Here is a 20,039-nt window from a genome sequence, read left to right as displayed (position 1 = left end):
TATGTAAAATTAATGGCTTAGGCGGTTGCAGAAGTGGCGCAGTGACTGAATATGGCTCTCGACATTAGGTGTAGCCAGTGTTGTGGGTTTCAGCTTGTTTAACTGTCTAGTTAATAGGTTGTTAATTGGGTTGCTTGTGTCAAAAGTGACAAGTATAAAAAAAGCGTACACGTGTACGCTTTTTGGGTATCACTCAGTCATTTGACTGAAAGCTTGATATCGATAAACCGGTTTATCGTTAGCTCCGTTTACCACCCCAGTCTAATGTGACAATGTAATGTGCAGTAGCATAGGATCAAAGCTTTGCGCTAAATTGCTCAAACTGCTCAGTGATCTCTTCAGTGGGTTTAAACAGTAAGCTCACGACTATGCCAGCAAGGGTGGCGAACAAAAATCCAGGTAAAATCTCATATAATTCAAATATTCCACCACTAACTTGCTTCCACAATACCACTGTTAACGCGCCCACTAAAATAGTGGCAATGGCACCATTACGGCTATAGTGCTTCCAAAATAGTGCGAGTAACACCACAGGGCCAAATGCAGCACCGAATCCGGCCCATGCATAACTGACGAGGCCTAAAACACTGCTTTCAGGGTTAAGGGCGATAATGCCTGAAATAAGCGCGATAGCGAGCACACCAATGCGACCGACTAACATCAACTCTTTGCTACTCGCCTCTGGGCGCAGCCATTTTTTATAAAAATCTTCAGTGACCACACTCGAACACACCAGCAGCTGCGAGTCGATAGTACTCATAATGGCCGATAAAATGGCGGCGATCAGTAATCCGCCAATCCAGGGATTAAATGCGGCATGCGCTAAATGGATAAATACTGTCTCTGGGTTTGCCAGTGGTTCATCGGCAAAATAGAGCGAGCCTGCGATCCCCGTGGCGAGTGCGCCAATTAAGGCAACAACCATCCAACTCATGGCAATACGACGCGACACTGCAATGTCATCTGGGCTGGCGATGGCCATAAAGCGCGATAAAATATGTGGCTGGCCAAAATAACCCAGTCCCCAAGCCAGTAATGACACTATGCCAAACACTGTGGTCTCAGGGTTTATCATTGATAGCATGGCGGGATCGAGCTGGTGTAATCCATTTTGGGTTTCGGGTTGATTGAAAATGGCCACAGGGACAAACAGTAAAGCGATAAGCATTAAACAGCCTTGAAAAAAGTCGGTCCAACTTACTGCAAAAAAGCCCCCGACAAAGGTGTAAGCCACAATAATAGTTGAACCTATGATAAGGGCTAAGGTGTAATCTAGACCAAAGACTTTCTCAAACAGTATGGCGCCACCGACCATACCAGAGGAGGCATAAAAGGTGAAAAACACTAAAATGGTGACCGCAGAGACCAGCCTTAACATGCCATGTTTATCGTCGAAACGTTTTTCAAAAAAGTCAGGTAGCGTTAGCGCGTTATCGGTAAATTGGGTGAAGATACGCAGGCGTTTGGCAACAAACAGCCAGTTAAGCCATGCACCAAAAACTAAGCCAATACCGATCCAGGCTTCTCCTAATCCACCGAGATACACAGCGCCCGGTAAGCCTAATAGTAGCCAACCTGACATATCAGATGCGCCAACGCTCAATGCGGTAACTGCAGGGCCCATAGAGCGACCCCCTAAAATATAGTCATCAACCGAATCGGTGGCTTTATAGGCCCATAGGCCTATCCCCATCATTAAGGCAAGGTAGCCAAAAAAAGTGATTAATATGGGTAATTCAATAGTCATGCTTGTGCCATTTTATAGTTATGTTTTTTGAGAGGTCGCTATGCTAGCAGATGTTGGCTCTGCAGCTCAATAAAGGCGGCTGATGTGATGAAGATCTAACCTATGGCAAGTAAAACTCGCCATAGGTTGTAATCATTTTAGATGAAAGTTTGCTGAATTTCGTTTTTAATGTTGTCGATATCTGAGTGGTGTTCCGCAACTAATAACATGTAGGCGTTGTCGGCTGTAAAGCCTTCCCCTTGATAACGGTTATCGGCAAAGGCTTGTTCTAAGATCATGCGCTCTTCAATGGGGACAATAAATAAGGTGACTTTGCCTTGCTCACCTTGCATCACTAAATGCAAACTTCTAACGCCTTGAAAGTCGCAAAACGTACTGAAAAACACTCGCCCTGGCTGCTCAGTAAAACGAGCATTAGCAAAATTTCCCAGTAACGCTAACTGACTATTTATGGTGTTATAGCTGATATCGAGACTGCTTTGCATCGCTACGGTCTCATGAGCAACATGGGCTAGGGCATGTTCACCCAAATCGACCGGTCCCAGCCTAAACAGGCTAAAACTGATGCCTGCGACAAAAGCCACCGATGCCACCATAGCTAAAGTGAAGCCCATTTTGCGGCGACGTACTTGGTGTTGATGTAACTGTTGATTTAATAGCAGTTTTGCTTCTAAGCCATTGGGGACATCGATATTAAGTGCCGCTTCAATTTGATTGTCAAAGCGCTTTAAGTCATTGACAAACTGAGCGCGTTGGCTCGACTCACCTATGGCAGCGATGAAGTCGGCATCACGACGCTGTGGATTTTCATAGGCCTCGCGGCGGAATTTCAGCTCATCCATTGGAGTGCCCCCTTGTTTGTTTATCATCGAGCATATCTTTTAATTGGTTGCGAGCCCTGAAGAGGCGCGTCATAACGGTATTGCGGTTCAGTTCTAATATGTTGGCAATTTCATCGCCAGTAAAACCACCGATAACCTGTAAGATCAAGGGTTCTCGGTATTCGACTTCAAGACGACCGATTTGCCGTCTTAGCAGATGTTGCTCCATATTGTCTTCAGTTGACAGCGACACATAGTCGGCCAATTCAGATTGTTCGACATCAGAGTAGTCAAACTGTTTGCGCTCAAACCTTCGGGCATTTTCTCTACGTAAAATAGTGATTAACCAAGCTTTAGCGGCTTTATCATCCTTAAGGGATTCGAGCGAGCGCCAAGCCCTTAAAAAGGTCTCTTGGGTGATATCTTCTGCGATATGTTTATCGCCGCAAAGCCAATAGGCGTAACGGTAAAGATCGCCATGAAGTGCCCTGACAAGGCTATCGTATCGTCGTTGTTTACTTAGCATGTCATTATTGACCGAGGGACTCGGTACTTTCTTTCGTTTAAAGCTAAACATTTTTACTCGCTATGTATGCATACGTGGTGTTCACGTCATTGATATGGTGCTTAACCAACAGGAATAACCTTATTCCTGTTGGTTTGGGTAAAGCAAGTGACTTAGCTTGGGTTTAACGATGACAAGGCGCTGGATGGTTGCGTTTGCATTGCCGTTGTAACTTGTTTGACGGCATCAAGTAGCGCAGCAGTGTCTATGGGTTGTGCTGCTGGGCTGTATGCTTGGCGTTGAATATTATCGATATTATGTTTAAGTGCAGGGCTGAGTGCCGCTATGTCACTTAAGGACATGGGCATACCTTGTTGCAGGCTAAAATACTGTTGTAAGGCCAAGATAATGTGCCCAGCATGACCCGTTTGACAGGCTTGGCGCAGCGCGCTTAAGCCCGTTGTCGTCTGTTGAGGTGCTGATGTCGTGGGCGAGATGCTTTTGCCCACAGTTTTACCACGCTCTTTAGCCCACAGCAGCAGAGTCAGTAGCCACAGTAGTGCCAACAATGCGCTCAGATAAGGCCAAAAGCCAGCGCTGGGTTGCACTGTGGTGGCGCTTGGGTTGAGCGCTACCGGGTTGGCACTGGCGGCTATCACGTTGACAGTGCGAGCCGGTAAGGTGGCAAACTCTTGGGTCTGAGTGATGTAATTAAACCAAGGCACGCGGATCTCGGGTAAGGTGTAGCTGCCCGCTTGAGTCGGTACTATCGCCGCCGTTTGTGTTAGCTGTGACACCACCTGTTTGTCGCGCACAAAGGTTTCTCGTTTGGGCTTTTCAGGATACATTTTAAAGCCATCGGGTAGCCCAATGGTTAATGCTGGCAGGCTGGTTTGCTCGGTATTAGAGGCCAGCAGGGTAATATTGCGGGTAATGGGCGTGCCGACCTCTATGGTATCGATATCAGCCCAATCTTCTTTAAGTACCACCAGATCGCTCACTAACCATTGGCCGTGATATTGGCTAGGAATGGGCAAAATAGTGATTTCACTCGGCGCCGCTTGGGCTTGCATGGGGCGGCTTTCATTAAATGAGAACATGCCACCACGACGCGAGGCTTCAATTAATACATCACCAGAAAAAGTCGCGCCCGATAAGTGTAAGGTGCCGGGTTTATCGGCCACAATACTATAGCTGCGCTCGATGACACGATAGCGCCGCCCATCGACAATTTCGCTGCTATCACTGTCTTCGCCTAACTGCTTAAGTTGCGCCCCCTCCACATTTGGAGCGCTCAATACTCCGCGTTGCAACTCAACGGCCAGATAGAGTTTTACCTTGTAGGTAACTAACTGACCGACATAAGCCTGCTCGGTGGAGAGCGAGCTGCGGATAAATAGGTTTTTCATCTGCGCAGGTTGACTGCCAGGCGCCGCGACCGTCAGCGTGATGGGCGAAGAGCTGACATTGTCGATGGTGAGCGCGGGAATGATCAGCTGCCCTGTGCGTTTGGGGGCCAATAATACTTGCCAGCGCGTCTCTTTACGTGCATCAAAATTGACTATTTGGGTGCTGCGATTGACGCTGGTGCGACCCACGATAAAGTCTTTTAATAGCGCTGAGGTGTCTAAGCTGCCGTTGCTGATATCGTCGTCGGCCTTAATCGTCAGTACTAAGTATTCGCCCTCGATGGCAGGGTTTCTGTCTACTGAGGTCTCAAGTTGAGTTAAGGCAAAAGCTGGCTGGACGAGAGTCAGAGCCAATAAGGCGAAAGTTAAAAAATATCGATTTACCACTGTTCACTTTCCTTTGATGTAGTGCCCTGACGGCGGCGTTTTTCATACTCTAATAGCATTTTATTACGCAGCAGAACCTGCGGATCGTCTACGACGCCGCTCAGTGCGCGTTGCATGTCGGCTGGCAGCTCCTCTGGCGGAGCTGGCTGACTAACAGCTTGGGCCTGCGTATTATCATGAGGGTCTTTATCTGAGTCTTCATTTAGATCTTCTGCTGCATTGGAACTGTCGTTTTCGTTAGCGCTGGTATCGCTGCGCGCTTGTGCTTGATCAGGCTGAGCCTGCTCATTATTCTCACCAGGCTTGGGTGCTTGAGCGCTCATTGGCGCTTCGTTATTTGGTTCATCATCGCCAGTGGAGGGCGCATTATCCGGCTGTGATGACGGCTCGCTTTGTTCACTTGCGCTCTGTTTATCGCCTGACTTGTCATTGCCTTGCTGCTGATTGCTGTCTGACTCATCTTGTTGTTTATCGCCTTGCTGCTGATTGCTGTCAGATCCTTCTTGCTGTTGCGTGTCTTGATTTTGTTCGCTCTGACTTTGCTGCTCACTATCAGCTTGTTGCTGCGCCAGCAGTTGTTGGGCTAAGGCTAAATTATGCTGCGCATCACTAAAGTCGTTATCTTGAGCTAGCGCCTGTTGATAGCGCTCAATAGCAGTCGCATAATCTTGCAGCTGCATTAAGCTATTGCCTTGGTTATAAAAGCCTGTTGCAGTTGTGTCTTGCTCAAACAGCTTAAGAGCTTGTTGGTAATCGCCTTCGCGATACCGGGCGGCCGCTTGCCAATTAGGATCGGAAAACAAGCTTGCCGCTTGCTGATAATCTTGGTTTTCATAGGCTTGCATTGCACGTTGGTTGTCTGTCTGCCAAGGGTGTAGCCAACTGTTGGCGTAGGCGGGCGTAGGTTGGCTGAACAACATGATGCAGCTAAGTGCTGCAATGGCGTGTCGAAAGCTTAATAGTGCTGGCAATAACAATAATAAAGCGATATATGGGCCAGCATCGAGCCACAGTTCACCTTCTAAGTCGCTGGCCTTAGTTGCTGTGCTCTGGGCTAACCATAGGTTTAGCACGCTGAGATCACTGCCATCGGCGCGATAAGTAAATACCTTGCCGCCATTGGCGCTGGCTAATTCACTTAAATGTTGATAATCGGTTTTGGCTACCACTACTTGGTCGCTGCGATCGCGCATTAATTGTCCGTCAGGTAAACGAATTGCGGCGCCTTGTGGGCTGCCAAAGGCAAGCACTGAGAGCCGATATTGGCTGCCTTGTAAATGCGCTTTTGCTTGATTAATTTGCTCTACAGCTACCCCATCGGTGAGTAATATGATATCGCCGCGCAGATGTCCCCCTTGCTTAAGCAAAGTGGTTGCTTGGGTTAAAGCCGCAGGCAAATTAGAGCCCGGGACTGGCATGATCTCTGGCGATAGGGTGGGTAATAGATTCAACAGGGTCGCCCTGTCTCGGGTCAGTGGGCTAATGGTAAAGGCATCACCAGCATAGGCAATTAAGCCCGTTTCACCTTCGCTGAGACTGCTAATAAGATCGTTGGCTTTAAATTTAGCTTGAGTTAAGCGGTTAGGCACCAAGTCGGTGGCGTACATTGACAGTGACATATCCATCACTATCACGCGTCCTTGGTTGGTTTCAAATACTGGTAGGGTTTGCTTGGTAAAAGCAGGACCTGACAACGCGAGCACCGCGATACACCAGCTAAAACCAATCACATGTAGATGGCGTTTACCTGACTGTGTTTGGCTTGATACCAGTACCTTGGCCAAATGAGGCGCGATGTAGCGATTCCAGCTTGATACCTGGTATTGGCTACGACGGGCAAACCACAATAATAGGGCCAAGGGTAATAGGGCCAATAGCCATTCGGGGCGTAAAAAATGGATCATAAGGCTCCCCGTGATCTTAACCATGGCAGCGACTGAAATAACGGCAACTGCCACAATATCAGCAGAACACTGATAAGTAAGGCAGCGCTTAACGGATAATAAAACAGCTCTGATTGAGGACGATAGGTGAGTTGATCGCTGTTGGTCGGTTCTAACTTATCGATCATTTGATAAATTTGTTCCAGTTCGGTGGCATTGCGGGCGCGAAAGTAACGCCCGTTTGTGGCGCTGGCCAGCGCCGTCAATTGCGCTTCATCAAGATCCATCGACGGGTTAACGCGCTCGTTACCAAATAGGGTACGCCGCTCCATTATCTCGGCTCCGACCCCAATGGTATAGATGGTCACGCCGCGTTTGGCGGCAATGGCGGCCGCTTGATCTGGGCTAATATTGCCCGAGTTATTCGAGCCGTCGGTGAGGAGGATCAGCACCCGGTTACTTTGTTGCTGTTGGTCGAAGCGTTTAACCGCCAGGGCGATGGCTTCGCCAATGGCTGTTTGTTTTCCCACCAGACCTATCTGGGCTTCGGCTAAAAACTGGGCTATAGAGCGGCGATCTTGTGTCAGCGGCGCTTGCAAATATGCGTGGTCGGCAAACAAAATGAGGCCCAATTTGTCACCTTTACGTCGCTGGATAAAATCACTCATAACCGCTTGCACTAAGGTAAAACGATCCACCGTTTTACCCTCGATGACCATATCTTCAATCTGCATACTCCCAGATAAATCAATGGCTAACATCAAGTCGCGCCCTTTGCTGGGCAGCTCGATAGCATCGCCAATCCACAATGGCCGCGCGGCGCTCAGCACCAACAGTGACCAAATAAGCCAATAGGGTAAGCGCCGACGCTGTGGCCGCTGCTGGCTAACCTGCGCACCGACATCGGCAACACCGGGCAGGTGTAAATGGCCACCCGTTTGATGCTGTTGGGCGCCTGAGCCTTTAAACATCAAGGGTAATGGCAGTAACAGTAATAGCCAAGGCCAGGCTAATGTGAACATGCTGCCTCCTTAGTCGATGCGCGATGCTTGAGTGGCAGTGCCTGCTTAAGCCAGCCTATGGCAGCTAGGCGCAGTTGCTCAGCTTGAGTGGGAGTGAGTGCCTTGGACTGGTAGCGTTTAGCTAATAACAGCGGCAAGTTATCGTCTATGTGAGTGACCTGCTGCTGTAGCCACAGTAACCAGGCTTCACCTTCAAGTGATGCAACCTGTTCACGGGGCAGGTAGCTCATGGCGCTGCGTTTGAGTATGGTGTTAACTTCAATAGCAAATTGTGGGTGCTTGAGCGCCAGATGGGCTAATTGCTTTAATGCTTCACGTTTCGCGGCGCGATGTCGATATTGCTTGATGAACCACCATAGGCAGACAGCCAAAATAGTAAGGCATGCGGCCAGTACCAGCCAATAACCGTAAGCGGGTGGCCAGGCATGGATAGGCTCGGGCAGTTGAATGTCTTTCATGGCAGCAAGGGCTGGATTGTTGGCCGTTTGCATCTATCTTAAGGCTCCAATCTGTTGATTCAATGGTTGTGCTGCGCTGATTGTACGTAAACGCGCGTTAAGTTGGCGCATCATATCGATAAAACCTTGTTGCTGGGCGTGTTGGCGGGTTAGCCAACCGTTATAACTGTCTCGGTTGAGCACTAATTCTTGCGCGCCGTCTTTGACTGGCAGCTGAAACTGAGCAGGTAAAGGCAGCTCTCCTTGTCTGAGGGGATCGGTGATCAGTAAGGCGCCTATATCGCAGTGGCGAGATAACTCAGTTAATGGCTGCAGGCACTGCGGCGTGAAATGGCTGCCATCACTGATGATCCAAATCAGTGAGCCGGGCTTGGCTATGCGGCGTAAACGCAGGCAGGCGCGGTAGATATGCTCAGGTTCGCTGACGTGAGATCCCATACCGTCAAGCTGCGCTTGATGAACCGTTTGCATCGCCGAGATCAATGGCAGCATGGCACTTTGACGACTACGGGGTTTGAGCTCGATATGTTGTTGCTCACAGGCTATGAGCGCACCGAGTCGATCGCCATGGCCCACGGCGCGCCAGCCTAAAGTCGCAGCCACATGAGCGGCTTGCACTGCTTGTAGCATTAGGCTTGAGCCAAAATAGAGGCTATGGCTTAAATCCAGTAGCAGCAGCACTGGCCGCTCGCGTTCTTCAACAAACAATTTAGTATGGGCTTTGCCTGTGCGAGCGGTCACGCGCCAATCTATGGTGCGCACATCGTCACCACTTTGGTAGTGCCGTACTTCGGCAAACTCCATGCCTCGGCCTCTGATGTTGCTCGCGCGGTGGCCTGCGAGAGCCGCGCGAGCTTTGCTTGGCGTTTCAGGCAGAGCGCGGGCAATATTCTGGCATGCAAGTAGCTCTTTTTGATTGAGTGATACGCCATCGGCAAATAGCGGTAATTCACTGACTGACATTAAGGCACCGCGACTTGGCTAAGAATGTGGTTGATCACCTGATCGCTGCTGACGCCCTCGGCCTGAGCCTGATAACTGAGTAGCAATCGATGGCGTAATACGTTGGGCACCACGGCTTGTATATCTTCAGGAGAGACAAAGTCGCGCTCCATTAACCAGGCGCGGGCACGCGCACAGCGCTCGATAGCAATAGTGGCGCGTGGGCTCACGCCGTATTCTAGCCAGCTGGCGAGAGTGTCGCTGTATTGCTGCGGCTGCCTAGTTGCCATCACGATATTGACTATGTATTGCTCTAACGGCTCAGCAAGGTAGAGGCCAAGTGCGGCTTCACGGGCGGCAAAAATATCTGCTTGCGCAATTGGGCTGACACTGGGCGCATCGTGAGTTAGGGCTTCACTACGTGATAACCGCATGATTTTAAATTCAGTTTCGGCGCTCGGGTAATCTAAGTTAAGGTGCATTAGAAACCGGTCGAGTTGCGCTTCGGGCAGAGGATAAGTGCCTTCATTTTCGAGCGGATTTTGCGTGGCCATCACTAAAAATAACTTAGGTAAAGGATAACTGTGTTTGCCAACGGTCACTTGGCCTTCTGCCATGGCTTCGAGAAGTGCCGATTGAACTTTGGCGGGCGCGCGGTTGATCTCATCGGCCAAAATCAGGTTATGAAAGATGGGACCTGCTTCAAATTCAAAGGTGCCCGTTTGTGCGCGGTAGATATCGGTGCCGGTCAGATCGGCTGGTAAAAGATCGGGGGTAAATTGAATGCGATGGAAATCGCCTTCAACGCCATCACTGAGCGCTTTCACCGCGCGGGTTTTGGCTAAACCTGGTGGTCCTTCGACTAACAGGTGTCCATCGGCAATTAATGCGATCAGTAAATTTTCGGTAAGAACAGGCTGACCTAGAATGACATTGTCTAGGTATTCGCGTAATGCATGAAATCGACTTAAAGGCATGATGCTACTCAGTTATATTAATTTGTGTGAGCTATAGACAGCGCATATGGTAAAAAATTCAGACCAGTTTTGGCTAGTCTAAATACAGGACCAATTGGCCTCGAGCTGTCCATTGCAATGGCATAGAAGCAAAATAAGTTAGCATGCTTGTGGTGGAAATTACACTAATCACTCAGAGTAATTAGTTTATTAAACATTGTTAACACAGAATTTTTTTAATTTCACTGTCTATAAACCAAACAAGTGTTTAAAACTTTGGAATAAGAAGTTAGAATCAGATCACACTTTGATGGTCTGACCTGTTTGATTGCTTGGGTTAATGAGCTGAATCTGTGGGTAAGGGAACAATAATAATTGCGCCATGAGAATCTATTCGAATAGGCGTGACACGAGGGCAAAAAATGAGTCATCTACAGCAAGTTAGGAATGCAAAAGGCGATCGTATTGCGATTGTGATGGGGCTTAGAACCCCGTTTGCTAAGCAAGCGAGCGCGTTTCATGGTGTATCGGCGTTGGATATGGGCAAAATGGTGGTTAACGAACTGCTTGCCCGTTCAGAGCTGGACCCTAAGGAGATTGAGCAACTGGTTTATGGGCAAGTGGTGCAGATGCCTGCAGCGCCCAATATTGCTCGTGAAATTGTACTTGGCACAGGCATGAGCGTAGCGACCGATGCTTACAGCGTGACGCGAGCATGTGCGACCAGTTTCCAGTCGACCGTTAATGTGGCTGAATCTATCATGACAGGCAATATCGACATCGGGATTGCTGGTGGCGCCGACTCCTCTTCAGTATTACCCATAGGTGTGTCAAAAAAACTTGCCCATGCGCTAGTGGATTTGAATAAAGCCCGTACTTTTAGCCAAAAGCTGGCTATCTTTAGACGCCTTGGTTTAAAAGATTTATTACCCGTCCCGCCTGCGGTCGCCGAATACTCAACCGGCTTGTCAATGGGGCAAACGGCAGAGCAGATGGCTAAAACCTATAATATTAGCCGCGCCGATCAAGATGCGCTTGCCCATCGCTCGCACACCTTGGCGACAGAAACATGGGACTCTGGTAACTTACGTGATGAAGTGATGACTGCCCATGTGCCGCCTTATAAGTCCTTTATCGATCGGGATAATAATATTCGTCAAAATTCATCTCTAGAGTCTTATGCCAAACTGCGCCCCGCGTTTGATCGTAAACATGGCACTGTCACCGCTGCTAATAGTACGCCATTAACCGACGGCGCTTCGGCTGTGTTGTTGATGAGTGAAAGCCGTGCTAAAGCCTTAGGTTATCAACCTATTGGCTATATCAAGAGCTACGCTTTTACCGCCATTGATGTGTGGCAAGATATGCTGATGGGCCCATCATACGCTACGCCGTTAGCCCTTAAGCGTGCCGGGATGGAACTGGAAGATTTAACCCTTATCGAGATGCACGAAGCATTTGCGGCGCAAACTCTTGCTAACATGCAGATGTTTGCGTCGAAGAAGTTTGCCGCAGAAAAGCTCGGCCGTGATCGCGCCATCGGTGAAATAGATATGAGTAAATTTAATGTGCTGGGTGGTTCACTCGCTTATGGTCATCCTTTTGCCGCCACAGGTACGCGTTTGATAACCCAAGTGTGTCGTGAATTGAAACGACGTGGTGGGGGCACAGGCCTTGCCACGGCCTGCGCCGCGGGTGGTCTTGGTGCAGCAATGATTGTAGAAGTGGAGTGATCTCATGGAAAAGAGTTTTAGTTTAAATCGCCTTGAAAATGGCATTGCCGTTTTGACAATGGATGTACCTGGCGAAACAATGAATACCCTGCGCGCCGAATTTGGCCCAGAGATCTGTGAAATGTTGGCCGAGATAAAAGCGGACTCACAGATCCGTGGCATAGTGTTGGTGTCGGGCAAAAAAGATTCATTTGTGGCTGGTGCTGATATTTCTATGCTGGCTGCGTGTCAAACCGCCGAAGATGCAAGGCAGCTGTCTAAACAGGGTCATGAGGTGTTTCTGGCTCTTGAGTCGCTAAACATTCCTGTGGTTGCCGCCATTCATGGTGCCTGCCTAGGTGGCGGATTAGAGTTGGCATTGGCCTGTCATCAGCGAGTGTGCAGTGACAGTAATAAAACCATGATGGGACTGCCTGAAGTACAGTTAGGCTTATTACCCGGCGGCGGCGGTACCCAGCGATTACCGCGTTTGGTGGGGATCACTACTGCACTGGATATGATGTTGACGGGTAAGCAAGTTCGCCCTAAACAAGCCTTAAAAATGGGCTTAGTTAACGATGTGGTACCTGAATCGATTTTGTTGCAAACGGCCATAGAGATGGCGTTAGCAGGCAAAAAAATAGCGCCTAAACGTAAAGTGTCGCTGGTCAATCGTCTGCTAGAAGGCACGTCTGTTGGGCGCAATATTGTGTTCGATCAAGCGTTAAAGCAAGTTAACAAAAAGACTCAGGGTAACTATCCTGCGCCAGCTAAAATTATCGATTGCGTACGTCAAGGCATGACCAAAAGCATGGTTGTAGGCCTTGATGTCGAAGCGAGTCATTTTGGTGACTTAGTGGTGTCGGCCGAGTCGGCAGCGTTAAGAAGTATTTTCTTTGCCACCACAGAGATGAAAAAAGAGTCGGGTGCAGGTGACGTGCAACCTAAACCCGTTCATAAAGCGGTGATTTTGGGCGGCGGCTTAATGGGTGGTGGTATTGCGTCTGTGACCACGACTAAAGCTAAAATTCCGGTGCGGGTCAAAGATATCAATGAAACCGGATTAAGCAACGCATTATCCTATGCCTACAAGCTACTGGATAAAGGGGTTAAGCGCCGTCATATGACGCCGGCCGTGCGTGATAATATCATGTCTCTGATGACCACGACCACTGAGTATACAGGCGTTAAAGATGCAGATATCGTTGTTGAAGCGGTATTTGAAGATTTAGCCTTAAAACATCAGATGGTTAAAGATATTGAGCGTGAATGTGGCGAAGAGACCATTTTTGCCTCAAATACCTCGTCATTGCCTATCTCGCAAATTGCAGAGGCGGCAGAGCGTCCTGAAAATGTGATTGGTTTACACTATTTCTCGCCAGTCGAAAAGATGCCTCTTGTCGAGGTGATTGCCCATGAAAAAACCTCGGCGCAAACGATTGCGACCACAGTGGCCTTTGCGCGTAAGCAAGGCAAGACACCAATTGTCGTGCAAGACGGCGCTGGTTTTTATGTCAACCGTATTTTAGCCTTGTACATGAATGAAGCTGCAAACTTATTGTTGGAAGGGCAAAGCGTTGATCATCTAGATAAAGCCTTAGTCAAGTTTGGTTTTCCGGTTGGGCCAATGACGTTGCTCGATGAAGTCGGCATTGATGTTGGGGCTAAGATTTCGCCTATTTTAGAGAAAGAACTTGGCGAGCGTTTTAAGGCGCCTGCAGCCTTTGATAAGTTACTCGCTGACGATCGTAAGGGTCGTAAAAATGGCAAAGGTTTCTATCAATACGGCTCTAAATCGAAAAAGAAACAGGTCGATGAGACGGTATATACTCTGTTGGGGTTAACCCCATCTGCGAGTACTGATGCCCCTGAATTGGCACAGCGCTGCGTAGTGCAGATGCTTAATGAAGCGGTGCGCTGTTTAGAAGAGGGGATTATTGCCTCAGCACGTGATGGTGATATCGGTGCAATATTTGGTATCGGTTTCCCGCCGTTTTTAGGTGGGCCTTTCCGCTACATCGATACCTTAGGGGCTGACAAATTAGTAGAGCAATTAAACCGTTATGCCAATGTCCATGGTGAACGATTTAAACCATGCTATACACTGGTGGACATGGCGACCTCAGGTGCACAATTTCATCAATAAATGAATTCTGCTTAAAATGCAGCAGTGATCCTAAAAGCCTTGATTTAAAATGATGATATTTTAATTAACAACGCGGCAACATGATGCCGCGTTTTTTTTGGCTCAAGGAAAATTACTGCCTGTTTTTTGTTCACTTGTCACTTTGGTTTCGTTATCATGCCTGCTTGTAAAAGTGTTTGGCAAAGTCGTTGGTACAAACAGGACAACATGTGTGATGACACAAGTGATTAGCCGTAACGGGTTAATAAGTTAACAGTTGAGGTTTTAAGTGATTGTATTGGTAGGTAGTATTCTCACATTAAGCAGTGTGGTCATGGGAAATATGGCGTTTCGCGCAGGGCTTGGGGTTAAACGCTGGGCCTTATTAGGTTTGCTTATTGGTCCCGTTGGCTACCCCTTGTTAGCAACTCATAAGCGTTTAGCTATCAAACGTGCTCAAGGTAAAGGTGCTGCAATTATCCGCCTGTAATGCTTAGGGCTTTAGTCACTAGGTTATTACTACAATCACGAAAAAAGGAGCATTTATGCTCCTTTTTTCGTGATTGTGCTTGGTAAACCCTTGCCTGAGGATAATAATTAATTCCACCATCCCTTAGCTGGGATCACTTCTAAACGATCCAGACCTGCTGGTAGTTTTACTTTTTTACGTTCGGGTTTGCAATTAAGTCCAAGAGCTTTCTTTATTGATTTCAACATAATGATTCTCCTTTAAACTTAAGCCGTTGCAGAGTTGATGAAGCGAACATGAGGTACACCAGCGGTTTCAACAGGCTTAAAGCGAACATGAGGTACACCAGCAGTTTCAACAGGCTTGAAGCGAACATGAGGTACACCAGTAGTTTCAATAGGCTTGAAGCGAACATGAGGTACGCCAGCGGTTTCTACAGGCTTAAAGCGAACATGAGGTACGCCAGCGGTTTCAAGAGGCTTAAAACGAATGTGTGGTGAGCCAGCGGTTTCAAGAGGCTTAAAACGAATGTGTGGTGAGCCAGCGGTTTCAAGAGGCTTAAAACGAATGTGTGGTGAGCCAGCGGTTTCAACAGGCTTAAAGCGAACATGAGGTACGCCAGCGGTTTCTACAGGTTTGAAGCGAACATGAGGTACACCTGCTAATTCTATCGAATTTTTTGAGATGTTAGTGTCAATATTTGTAAGTGAATTGTTATCAGTTGCATTTACAGAAAGAGCAAGGGCGATGGCAGTAACAATTGAAGTAATCATAGTGTTCATTCTCTCAGAGTTTATAATTTTATTATTGCCAACAAATTGTTGACGTCTGAAAGAGGTAATGCAGGTGTTATGCCATGTTTTTAATTTATTGCCACTTAATGTGCCTTTGGTTGTTTTTTAGTTGTTTTTTATGTGCTGTTCTTTAGGTTTAAGGTAAAGCCTTAGCGATAACTGAAGCTATACATTATTCTATGCTTTTTTAATGTTATCGATTGAACTGTATTGTAAGTTTTCTTGTTTTAAGAGTTCGCTAAAGTCTTGTTCACTAACCGCTCTGCTAAATATAAACCCCTGTATTTCTTCACATTTAAGGGCTTTCAATATACTGAGCTGCGACGCGTCTTCAACGCCTTCTCCCACTACGGACAACCCCATGTTGTGGGCGATAGTGATAATTGAGTCGACCATTTTTAAGTCTCTATCTGATTTATCTATATCATCTACAAACGCCTTATCTATTTTTAGAGTATTGATTGGAAAGCGTTTGAGATAGGACAGTGATGAATATCCGGTGCCAAAGTCATCTAATGCTAGGCTGACGCCCATTTTTGATAATTGCATCATCACTTTTATGGCTTTTTCTGGTTGTTTAATGACAGTACCTTCGGTAATTTCAAGCTCTAGATTGCTTGCTGGTAGTTGGGTGAGACGTAAAATTGACTCTATACGTTGCTGTAGATCGGGTAGTGCAAATTGTAGCGATGATAAATTGACGGCAACACGACCATTAAACAGTCCTTGATTACGCCAATTTTGTGCTGCGAAGCAGGCTTTACGCATAACGACCTCGCCAATTTCTACGATAAGACCATTTTCTTCAGCTAATGGTATGAATTCGTTAGGCGGAATTAAACCTAGGGTTGGGTGATTTAAGCGAACGAGTGCTTCCATTCCCGCCATTTTACCCGACTTGAGATCGACTTTAGGCTGATAGTGAACCTCAAACAGGTCATCTTTCAGCCCTTGTCTTATCAGGTTTTCAACTTCCAGCTGGCGAATTGCATTGCGATTGAGTGACTCTGAATAAAATTGGTAACGATTACCGCCAGCAGATTTAGCATGATACATGGCAATATCGGCTTTACGCAGGAGTGCTTGCTCATTTTGATCATCTTCAGGGTAGAGCACAATACCAATACTGACTCCAACGACAACTCTGTCTCTGGTGAGCTCGAAAGGATTTGAAAACGCGTCTACCACATTATTTGCAATAATTGCACTTGATCCAATATCAGGATTATTATCGATTAGGATAGCAAATTCATCACCCCCTAACCGATATATACTAGTATGGCGTGGTACGGTTGCTTCTATTCTATGGGCGACTTTAATCAGTAGTTCATCGCCGACTTGATGCCCTAATGAATCATTGATTTTTTTGAAGTTATCCAGATCGAGGATCATTAAAGTATGATGAGTGTCTTTTTTGACTAGATTTCCCAAAGTCACCATCAAACTCGAGCGATTGGGTAGATTGGTTAATAAATCATTGTTGGTGAGCTTTCTCAGTTCTTCTTCTTGTTGTTTACGGCGTGAGATATCCGAAAATACACCAACATAATGGGAGAGTACCCCTTGCTCATCATAAATGGCATCGACCGTGAGTTCCATTAAGAAGCTGCTGTTATTTCCTTTTGGTGACTCTACTTCATTACTCCAGCTGCCTTGTTGTTGCAATATTGAGCGGATCTGTTGAGAGTAACTTTCTGGATATAGGTCGAACTTAAATAGTGAGCCGATAAAGTCACTACGGCTTCTTTCACATAAATCACAACAGGCCTCGTTGACTTCAACAAACTTAAATTCACTATCTAAGATGAACATGCCTTCGGAAATATTTTCAATAGCACGTTCAAATAATCTTAATTGCTCCTCAGCCTGTTTAAAGTTACTGATATTTTTTATGGTGCCCGTCATTCTTAGTGCTTTATCATTTTCATCGCGTTCAACTATTTTAGCTCTATCTAAAATCCATACCCATTGCTCATCCTTACCTTTGACCCGGTATGCAGCTTCGAAATGATCGGTTTCACCATAGAAGTGTTTATTCAGTGCCGTATTCACTCGCTCTTGATCCATGGGGTGGATATTACTCTCTTGACCTTGCTCTCCTGAGCGCTGACCATCGCGAGGGAACTCTAATGAGCCCCAAATATTAGAACGGTATATTTGTCCTGTTTCTATATCCCAGTCCCACATCTCATCGCCACTTCCCCAGAGTGATAATTTTAAGCGCTCTTCTGATTTAGCGATTTGGCGTTGTATTTCTCGCTTTTTGAGTATTGCTTTGGCGATAAGACTACTAATGATTAAAAAAATAGACAAATAAACTAACTTAGCTTGAAGTGATAGCCACCAAGGGGGAGTGATCTCTATATTAAGACTCTTTGTTTCCCCTTTTTTTAAAGATAAATTGTCAACTGCATAGATGCTAAAAATATATTCACCTGGCGATAAATTAGTATACGTTGCTGAATCAATTCCTTTAGCCGCTATCCATGAGTCTGACAAACCATTCATCTGATAATAATATTCAACTTCTTCTCTTTTAAAACCAGGGCTGTCAAATGAAATTGTAAATGGATAATCTGAATAGTTCAATTTAACATTTTCGGTAGAGTTTAGATGTTTTTTTAATACGTTGTTTCCAATTATTTCTGGAGTGTTGAAAATTGATAACTCTTGTAAGTCAACTTTTGGTGCCTTACTTTTTTCAAGTAGTTTTTTTAAGTTATATGTTGAAATTAAACTAACTCCACTTATACCTCCAAAGTATACTAATCCATTGTTTTTTAAAACTGACTGTGCATTATATTCGTTTTGACTACCGTAAACGGTAGATAGTGGTCTTGTTACTTTGTTTTTAAGGTTTGTTATTGATATGTCTTTAATTGATGAGGATAGTATTATTTCCCCATCAGTTACTATTGAGTAAATTGGTTTCTGGGGAGAGTATAGCTTTTCAATTCCTAGTTTTGAACTGAAGTGAAAGAGAGTTGTTTCAGTTCCGAAATAAACATCTTCACCATTTAAATGTAAGCTTATTACCAATTCATCACTATATACTTTTCGGATCTCTCCATCTTTCTTATTTATCTCAAATAAACCTTTTTGAGATGTTATCCATATTGATTTTGAATTTTCTTCTATTCCAAATATTGGGTTTTCTTTATCTATTTCTGTTGATGTTTTTATTTTTCCTGAGATGTCAAAATTTAAAACTTTACCATCTATAGTGCCAACAAAAAAAGAGCCATTCATATTTGGTGGAGATAGTGCAAATGCTCCTTTATGACTTAATACTTTGTGCTCATATGTTTTAGTGTTTATTTCTATAACACCTTCCGTGGTGGTGATAATAATTTTATCACGATTCCATTTTACTTGTTTAGGACCATTAACTTTTGAATCGTAGGATTCGACAAGGTCATATTTTTCATCGTATAAGTTAATATTGTTGTCATCAGTAGCAATTAAAATCCCATTAGAGCTTTGGTCTAGTGACCAAACATTTTCTTTCGTTATTTTAGCTCTTGAAATAATATTCTCTATTTTTTTTATTTGATAAAAGCCAGCATTGTGAGTTGTTAGGTATATCTCTTCATTTAAGTTGTATATTTCTATATTAGATACATGTACTGGTATTTCTATTTCGCCAAGTAAAACTCTATTATTTTTTTCTATTTCTTCGAGTTTATATATTTTGTTGTCTTTTAATCCTAGGGTTAAACTGTCACTTGATGTTATCGAGTCATAGTTAAAGTTGTTAACTTTTAAGAATTCACCATCTTTTAATTTGTAAACCCCATATTTATTATGAGATATAAGAGTTTCTTTATGGGTTACTAAACTTTTAACATTTTCCTTTATTACTTTAACCTGATCTTTTTCTATTGAAAATACCGTTCCGCTGTAATTCCTTATATATAAATTGTCGTTGTTTTCCTCTATATTCTTAATTCCATGAAAAGGGAATTCTATAATTTTATTTAATTCATTATCTTTGTATTCAAATATCGAATCCTCCGTGCCAACATAAACGGAGTTCTTACTTTTTGATAATGACCATATAGCTATATCTTTACTTTTGTTAATAGTGTTGAATGTATATGTTTCACGATTGAATTTGGCTAGGCCCTTATCTGTACCAACTAAAACTTCTCCATTGTCAAGAACTAATAAGCTTCGAATGAATGAGCTAGGCAATCCATTATTCTGATTTGATGAAAAAAAGTGTTTAAAAATCTTTCCATTAAAAAGGTTTAAACCGTTAAGTGTACCTATCCATAGGTAGCCATTATGATCTTTTGTCACTGATGTAACAGTTGTTTGTGACAATCCTTCAGGAACACTATATGAGCTGTAATTATAAAACAGAGGCTTTTCATTTAATTGAGAAGCAATGACTTCAGAAGTAAATGTCGTTATCGCAAAAAGAATTAGTAATAAATTTTTCAAAGAATTAGGCATAATTATTAGTTTGATTATTAGCCAGTAGTGCTTAGGCAGCATGTAGTTAACCTACTTTTCCAGAAAGTGAATGATTTGTCAAAAGAACACTGAATTTTTTGCATGTTAATCATTTTTATTTTCATTTAATTTTAATGCCTTGCGCTATCAGGTATACACAGTAGCCGTTAGAACCGCTCTTTTATTGTGTAAAGATAGGCGAAGGTATAATGGCCAAGTTGATGGGAGGTTATAGATGATTTATGGCGTCAGATGCATGCTAATATCATATTTATCAAAGGCTTGCTTTGGGTGGTTGGCATCTGGTTTGCTTGCGTCAAGCAGAACTGATGCCAAGTGCGGTTGAAGATA

At 45.1% G+C, this 20,039-nt stretch carries 14 protein-coding genes; 3 read left to right on the top strand and 11 right to left on the bottom strand.

Annotated elements, in window-relative coordinates; all coding sequences use genetic code 11:
• Positions 1-295: 295 nt before the first annotated feature.
• The 9 genes from putP to AC0VXX_RS10850 all read right to left on the bottom strand — a co-directional run bounded on the left by putP (position 296) and on the right by AC0VXX_RS10850 (position 10,151).
• Positions 296-1,747, bottom strand: a complete 1,452-nt coding sequence (gene putP / locus AC0VXX_RS10890; RefSeq protein WP_475514249.1) for a sodium/proline symporter PutP — start codon at positions 1,745-1,747, stop codon at positions 296-298.
• Between the two features lie 137 nt (positions 1,748-1,884).
• Positions 1,885-2,589, bottom strand: a complete 705-nt coding sequence (locus AC0VXX_RS10885) for a DUF3379 domain-containing protein (RefSeq protein WP_475516999.1) — start codon at positions 2,587-2,589, stop codon at positions 1,885-1,887.
• Positions 2,582-3,145 carry a sigma-70 family RNA polymerase sigma factor gene (locus AC0VXX_RS10880; RefSeq protein ID WP_475514248.1) on the bottom strand — a complete coding sequence of 188 codons (564 nt, stop codon included), beginning with the start codon at positions 3,143-3,145 and terminating at the stop codon, positions 2,582-2,584. The genes AC0VXX_RS10885 and AC0VXX_RS10880 overlap by 8 nt, the downstream gene beginning before the upstream one ends.
• Positions 3,146-3,246: 101 nt before the next feature.
• On the bottom strand, positions 3,247-4,869 hold the full coding sequence (locus AC0VXX_RS10875) for a BatD family protein (RefSeq protein ID WP_475514247.1): 1,623 nt from the start codon (positions 4,867-4,869) through the stop codon (positions 3,247-3,249).
• Positions 4,863-6,773: a vWA domain-containing protein gene (locus AC0VXX_RS10870; RefSeq protein ID WP_475514246.1), complete on the bottom strand. Its 1,911-nt coding sequence runs from the start codon at positions 6,771-6,773 to the stop codon at positions 4,863-4,865. The genes AC0VXX_RS10875 and AC0VXX_RS10870 overlap by 7 nt, the downstream gene beginning before the upstream one ends.
• Complete coding sequence (locus AC0VXX_RS10865) at positions 6,770-7,774, bottom strand: vWA domain-containing protein (protein ID WP_475514245.1); 1,005 nt, start codon at positions 7,772-7,774, stop codon at positions 6,770-6,772. The genes AC0VXX_RS10870 and AC0VXX_RS10865 overlap by 4 nt, the downstream gene beginning before the upstream one ends.
• Positions 7,762-8,265 (bottom strand): DUF4381 domain-containing protein, encoded by a 504-nt coding sequence (locus AC0VXX_RS10860; RefSeq protein ID WP_475514244.1) that lies wholly within the window; start codon positions 8,263-8,265, stop codon positions 7,762-7,764. The genes AC0VXX_RS10865 and AC0VXX_RS10860 overlap by 13 nt, the downstream gene beginning before the upstream one ends.
• Positions 8,266-9,195: a DUF58 domain-containing protein gene (locus tag AC0VXX_RS10855; RefSeq protein WP_475514243.1), complete on the bottom strand. Its 930-nt coding sequence runs from the start codon at positions 9,193-9,195 to the stop codon at positions 8,266-8,268.
• Positions 9,195-10,151, bottom strand: coding sequence for an AAA family ATPase (locus AC0VXX_RS10850; RefSeq protein ID WP_110456115.1), 957 nt, complete (start codon positions 10,149-10,151; stop codon positions 9,195-9,197). The genes AC0VXX_RS10855 and AC0VXX_RS10850 overlap by 1 nt, the downstream gene beginning before the upstream one ends.
• A 401-nt stretch (positions 10,152-10,552) precedes the next feature.
• Between AC0VXX_RS10850 and fadI the strand changes: the two genes are divergently transcribed.
• From fadI to AC0VXX_RS10835, 3 genes are all read left to right on the top strand, one after another.
• Positions 10,553-11,863: an acetyl-CoA C-acyltransferase FadI gene (gene fadI, locus AC0VXX_RS10845; protein ID WP_110456114.1), complete on the top strand. Its 1,311-nt coding sequence runs from the start codon at positions 10,553-10,555 to the stop codon at positions 11,861-11,863.
• A gap of 4 nt (positions 11,864-11,867) precedes the next feature.
• On the top strand, positions 11,868-13,988 hold the full coding sequence (gene fadJ / locus AC0VXX_RS10840) for a fatty acid oxidation complex subunit alpha FadJ (protein WP_475514242.1): 2,121 nt from the start codon (positions 11,868-11,870) through the stop codon (positions 13,986-13,988).
• Between the two features lie 268 nt (positions 13,989-14,256).
• The gene (locus AC0VXX_RS10835) at positions 14,257-14,457 is read left to right on the top strand and encodes a hypothetical protein (RefSeq protein ID WP_475514241.1); all 201 of its coding nucleotides are present in this window, start codon (positions 14,257-14,259) and stop codon (positions 14,455-14,457) included.
• Between the two features lie 245 nt (positions 14,458-14,702).
• Here AC0VXX_RS10835 and AC0VXX_RS10830 read toward each other — a convergent pair whose 3' ends face one another.
• Both AC0VXX_RS10830 and AC0VXX_RS10825 read right to left on the bottom strand, forming a co-directional pair.
• Entirely contained in the window at positions 14,703-15,209 is a 507-nt protein-coding gene (locus AC0VXX_RS10830; protein ID WP_475514240.1) for a hypothetical protein, read from the bottom strand.
• A gap of 198 nt (positions 15,210-15,407) precedes the next feature.
• A complete protein-coding gene (locus tag AC0VXX_RS10825) occupies positions 15,408-19,730 on the bottom strand; it encodes an EAL domain-containing protein (protein WP_475514239.1) in 4,323 nt (1,440 codons plus the stop codon).
• Positions 19,731-20,039: the final 309 nt, after the last annotated feature.

It is taken from the genome of Shewanella sp. QJM3NY_23 (genome assembly GCF_056173105.1).
This window is presented reverse-complemented; position numbering and strand designations above follow the sequence as displayed.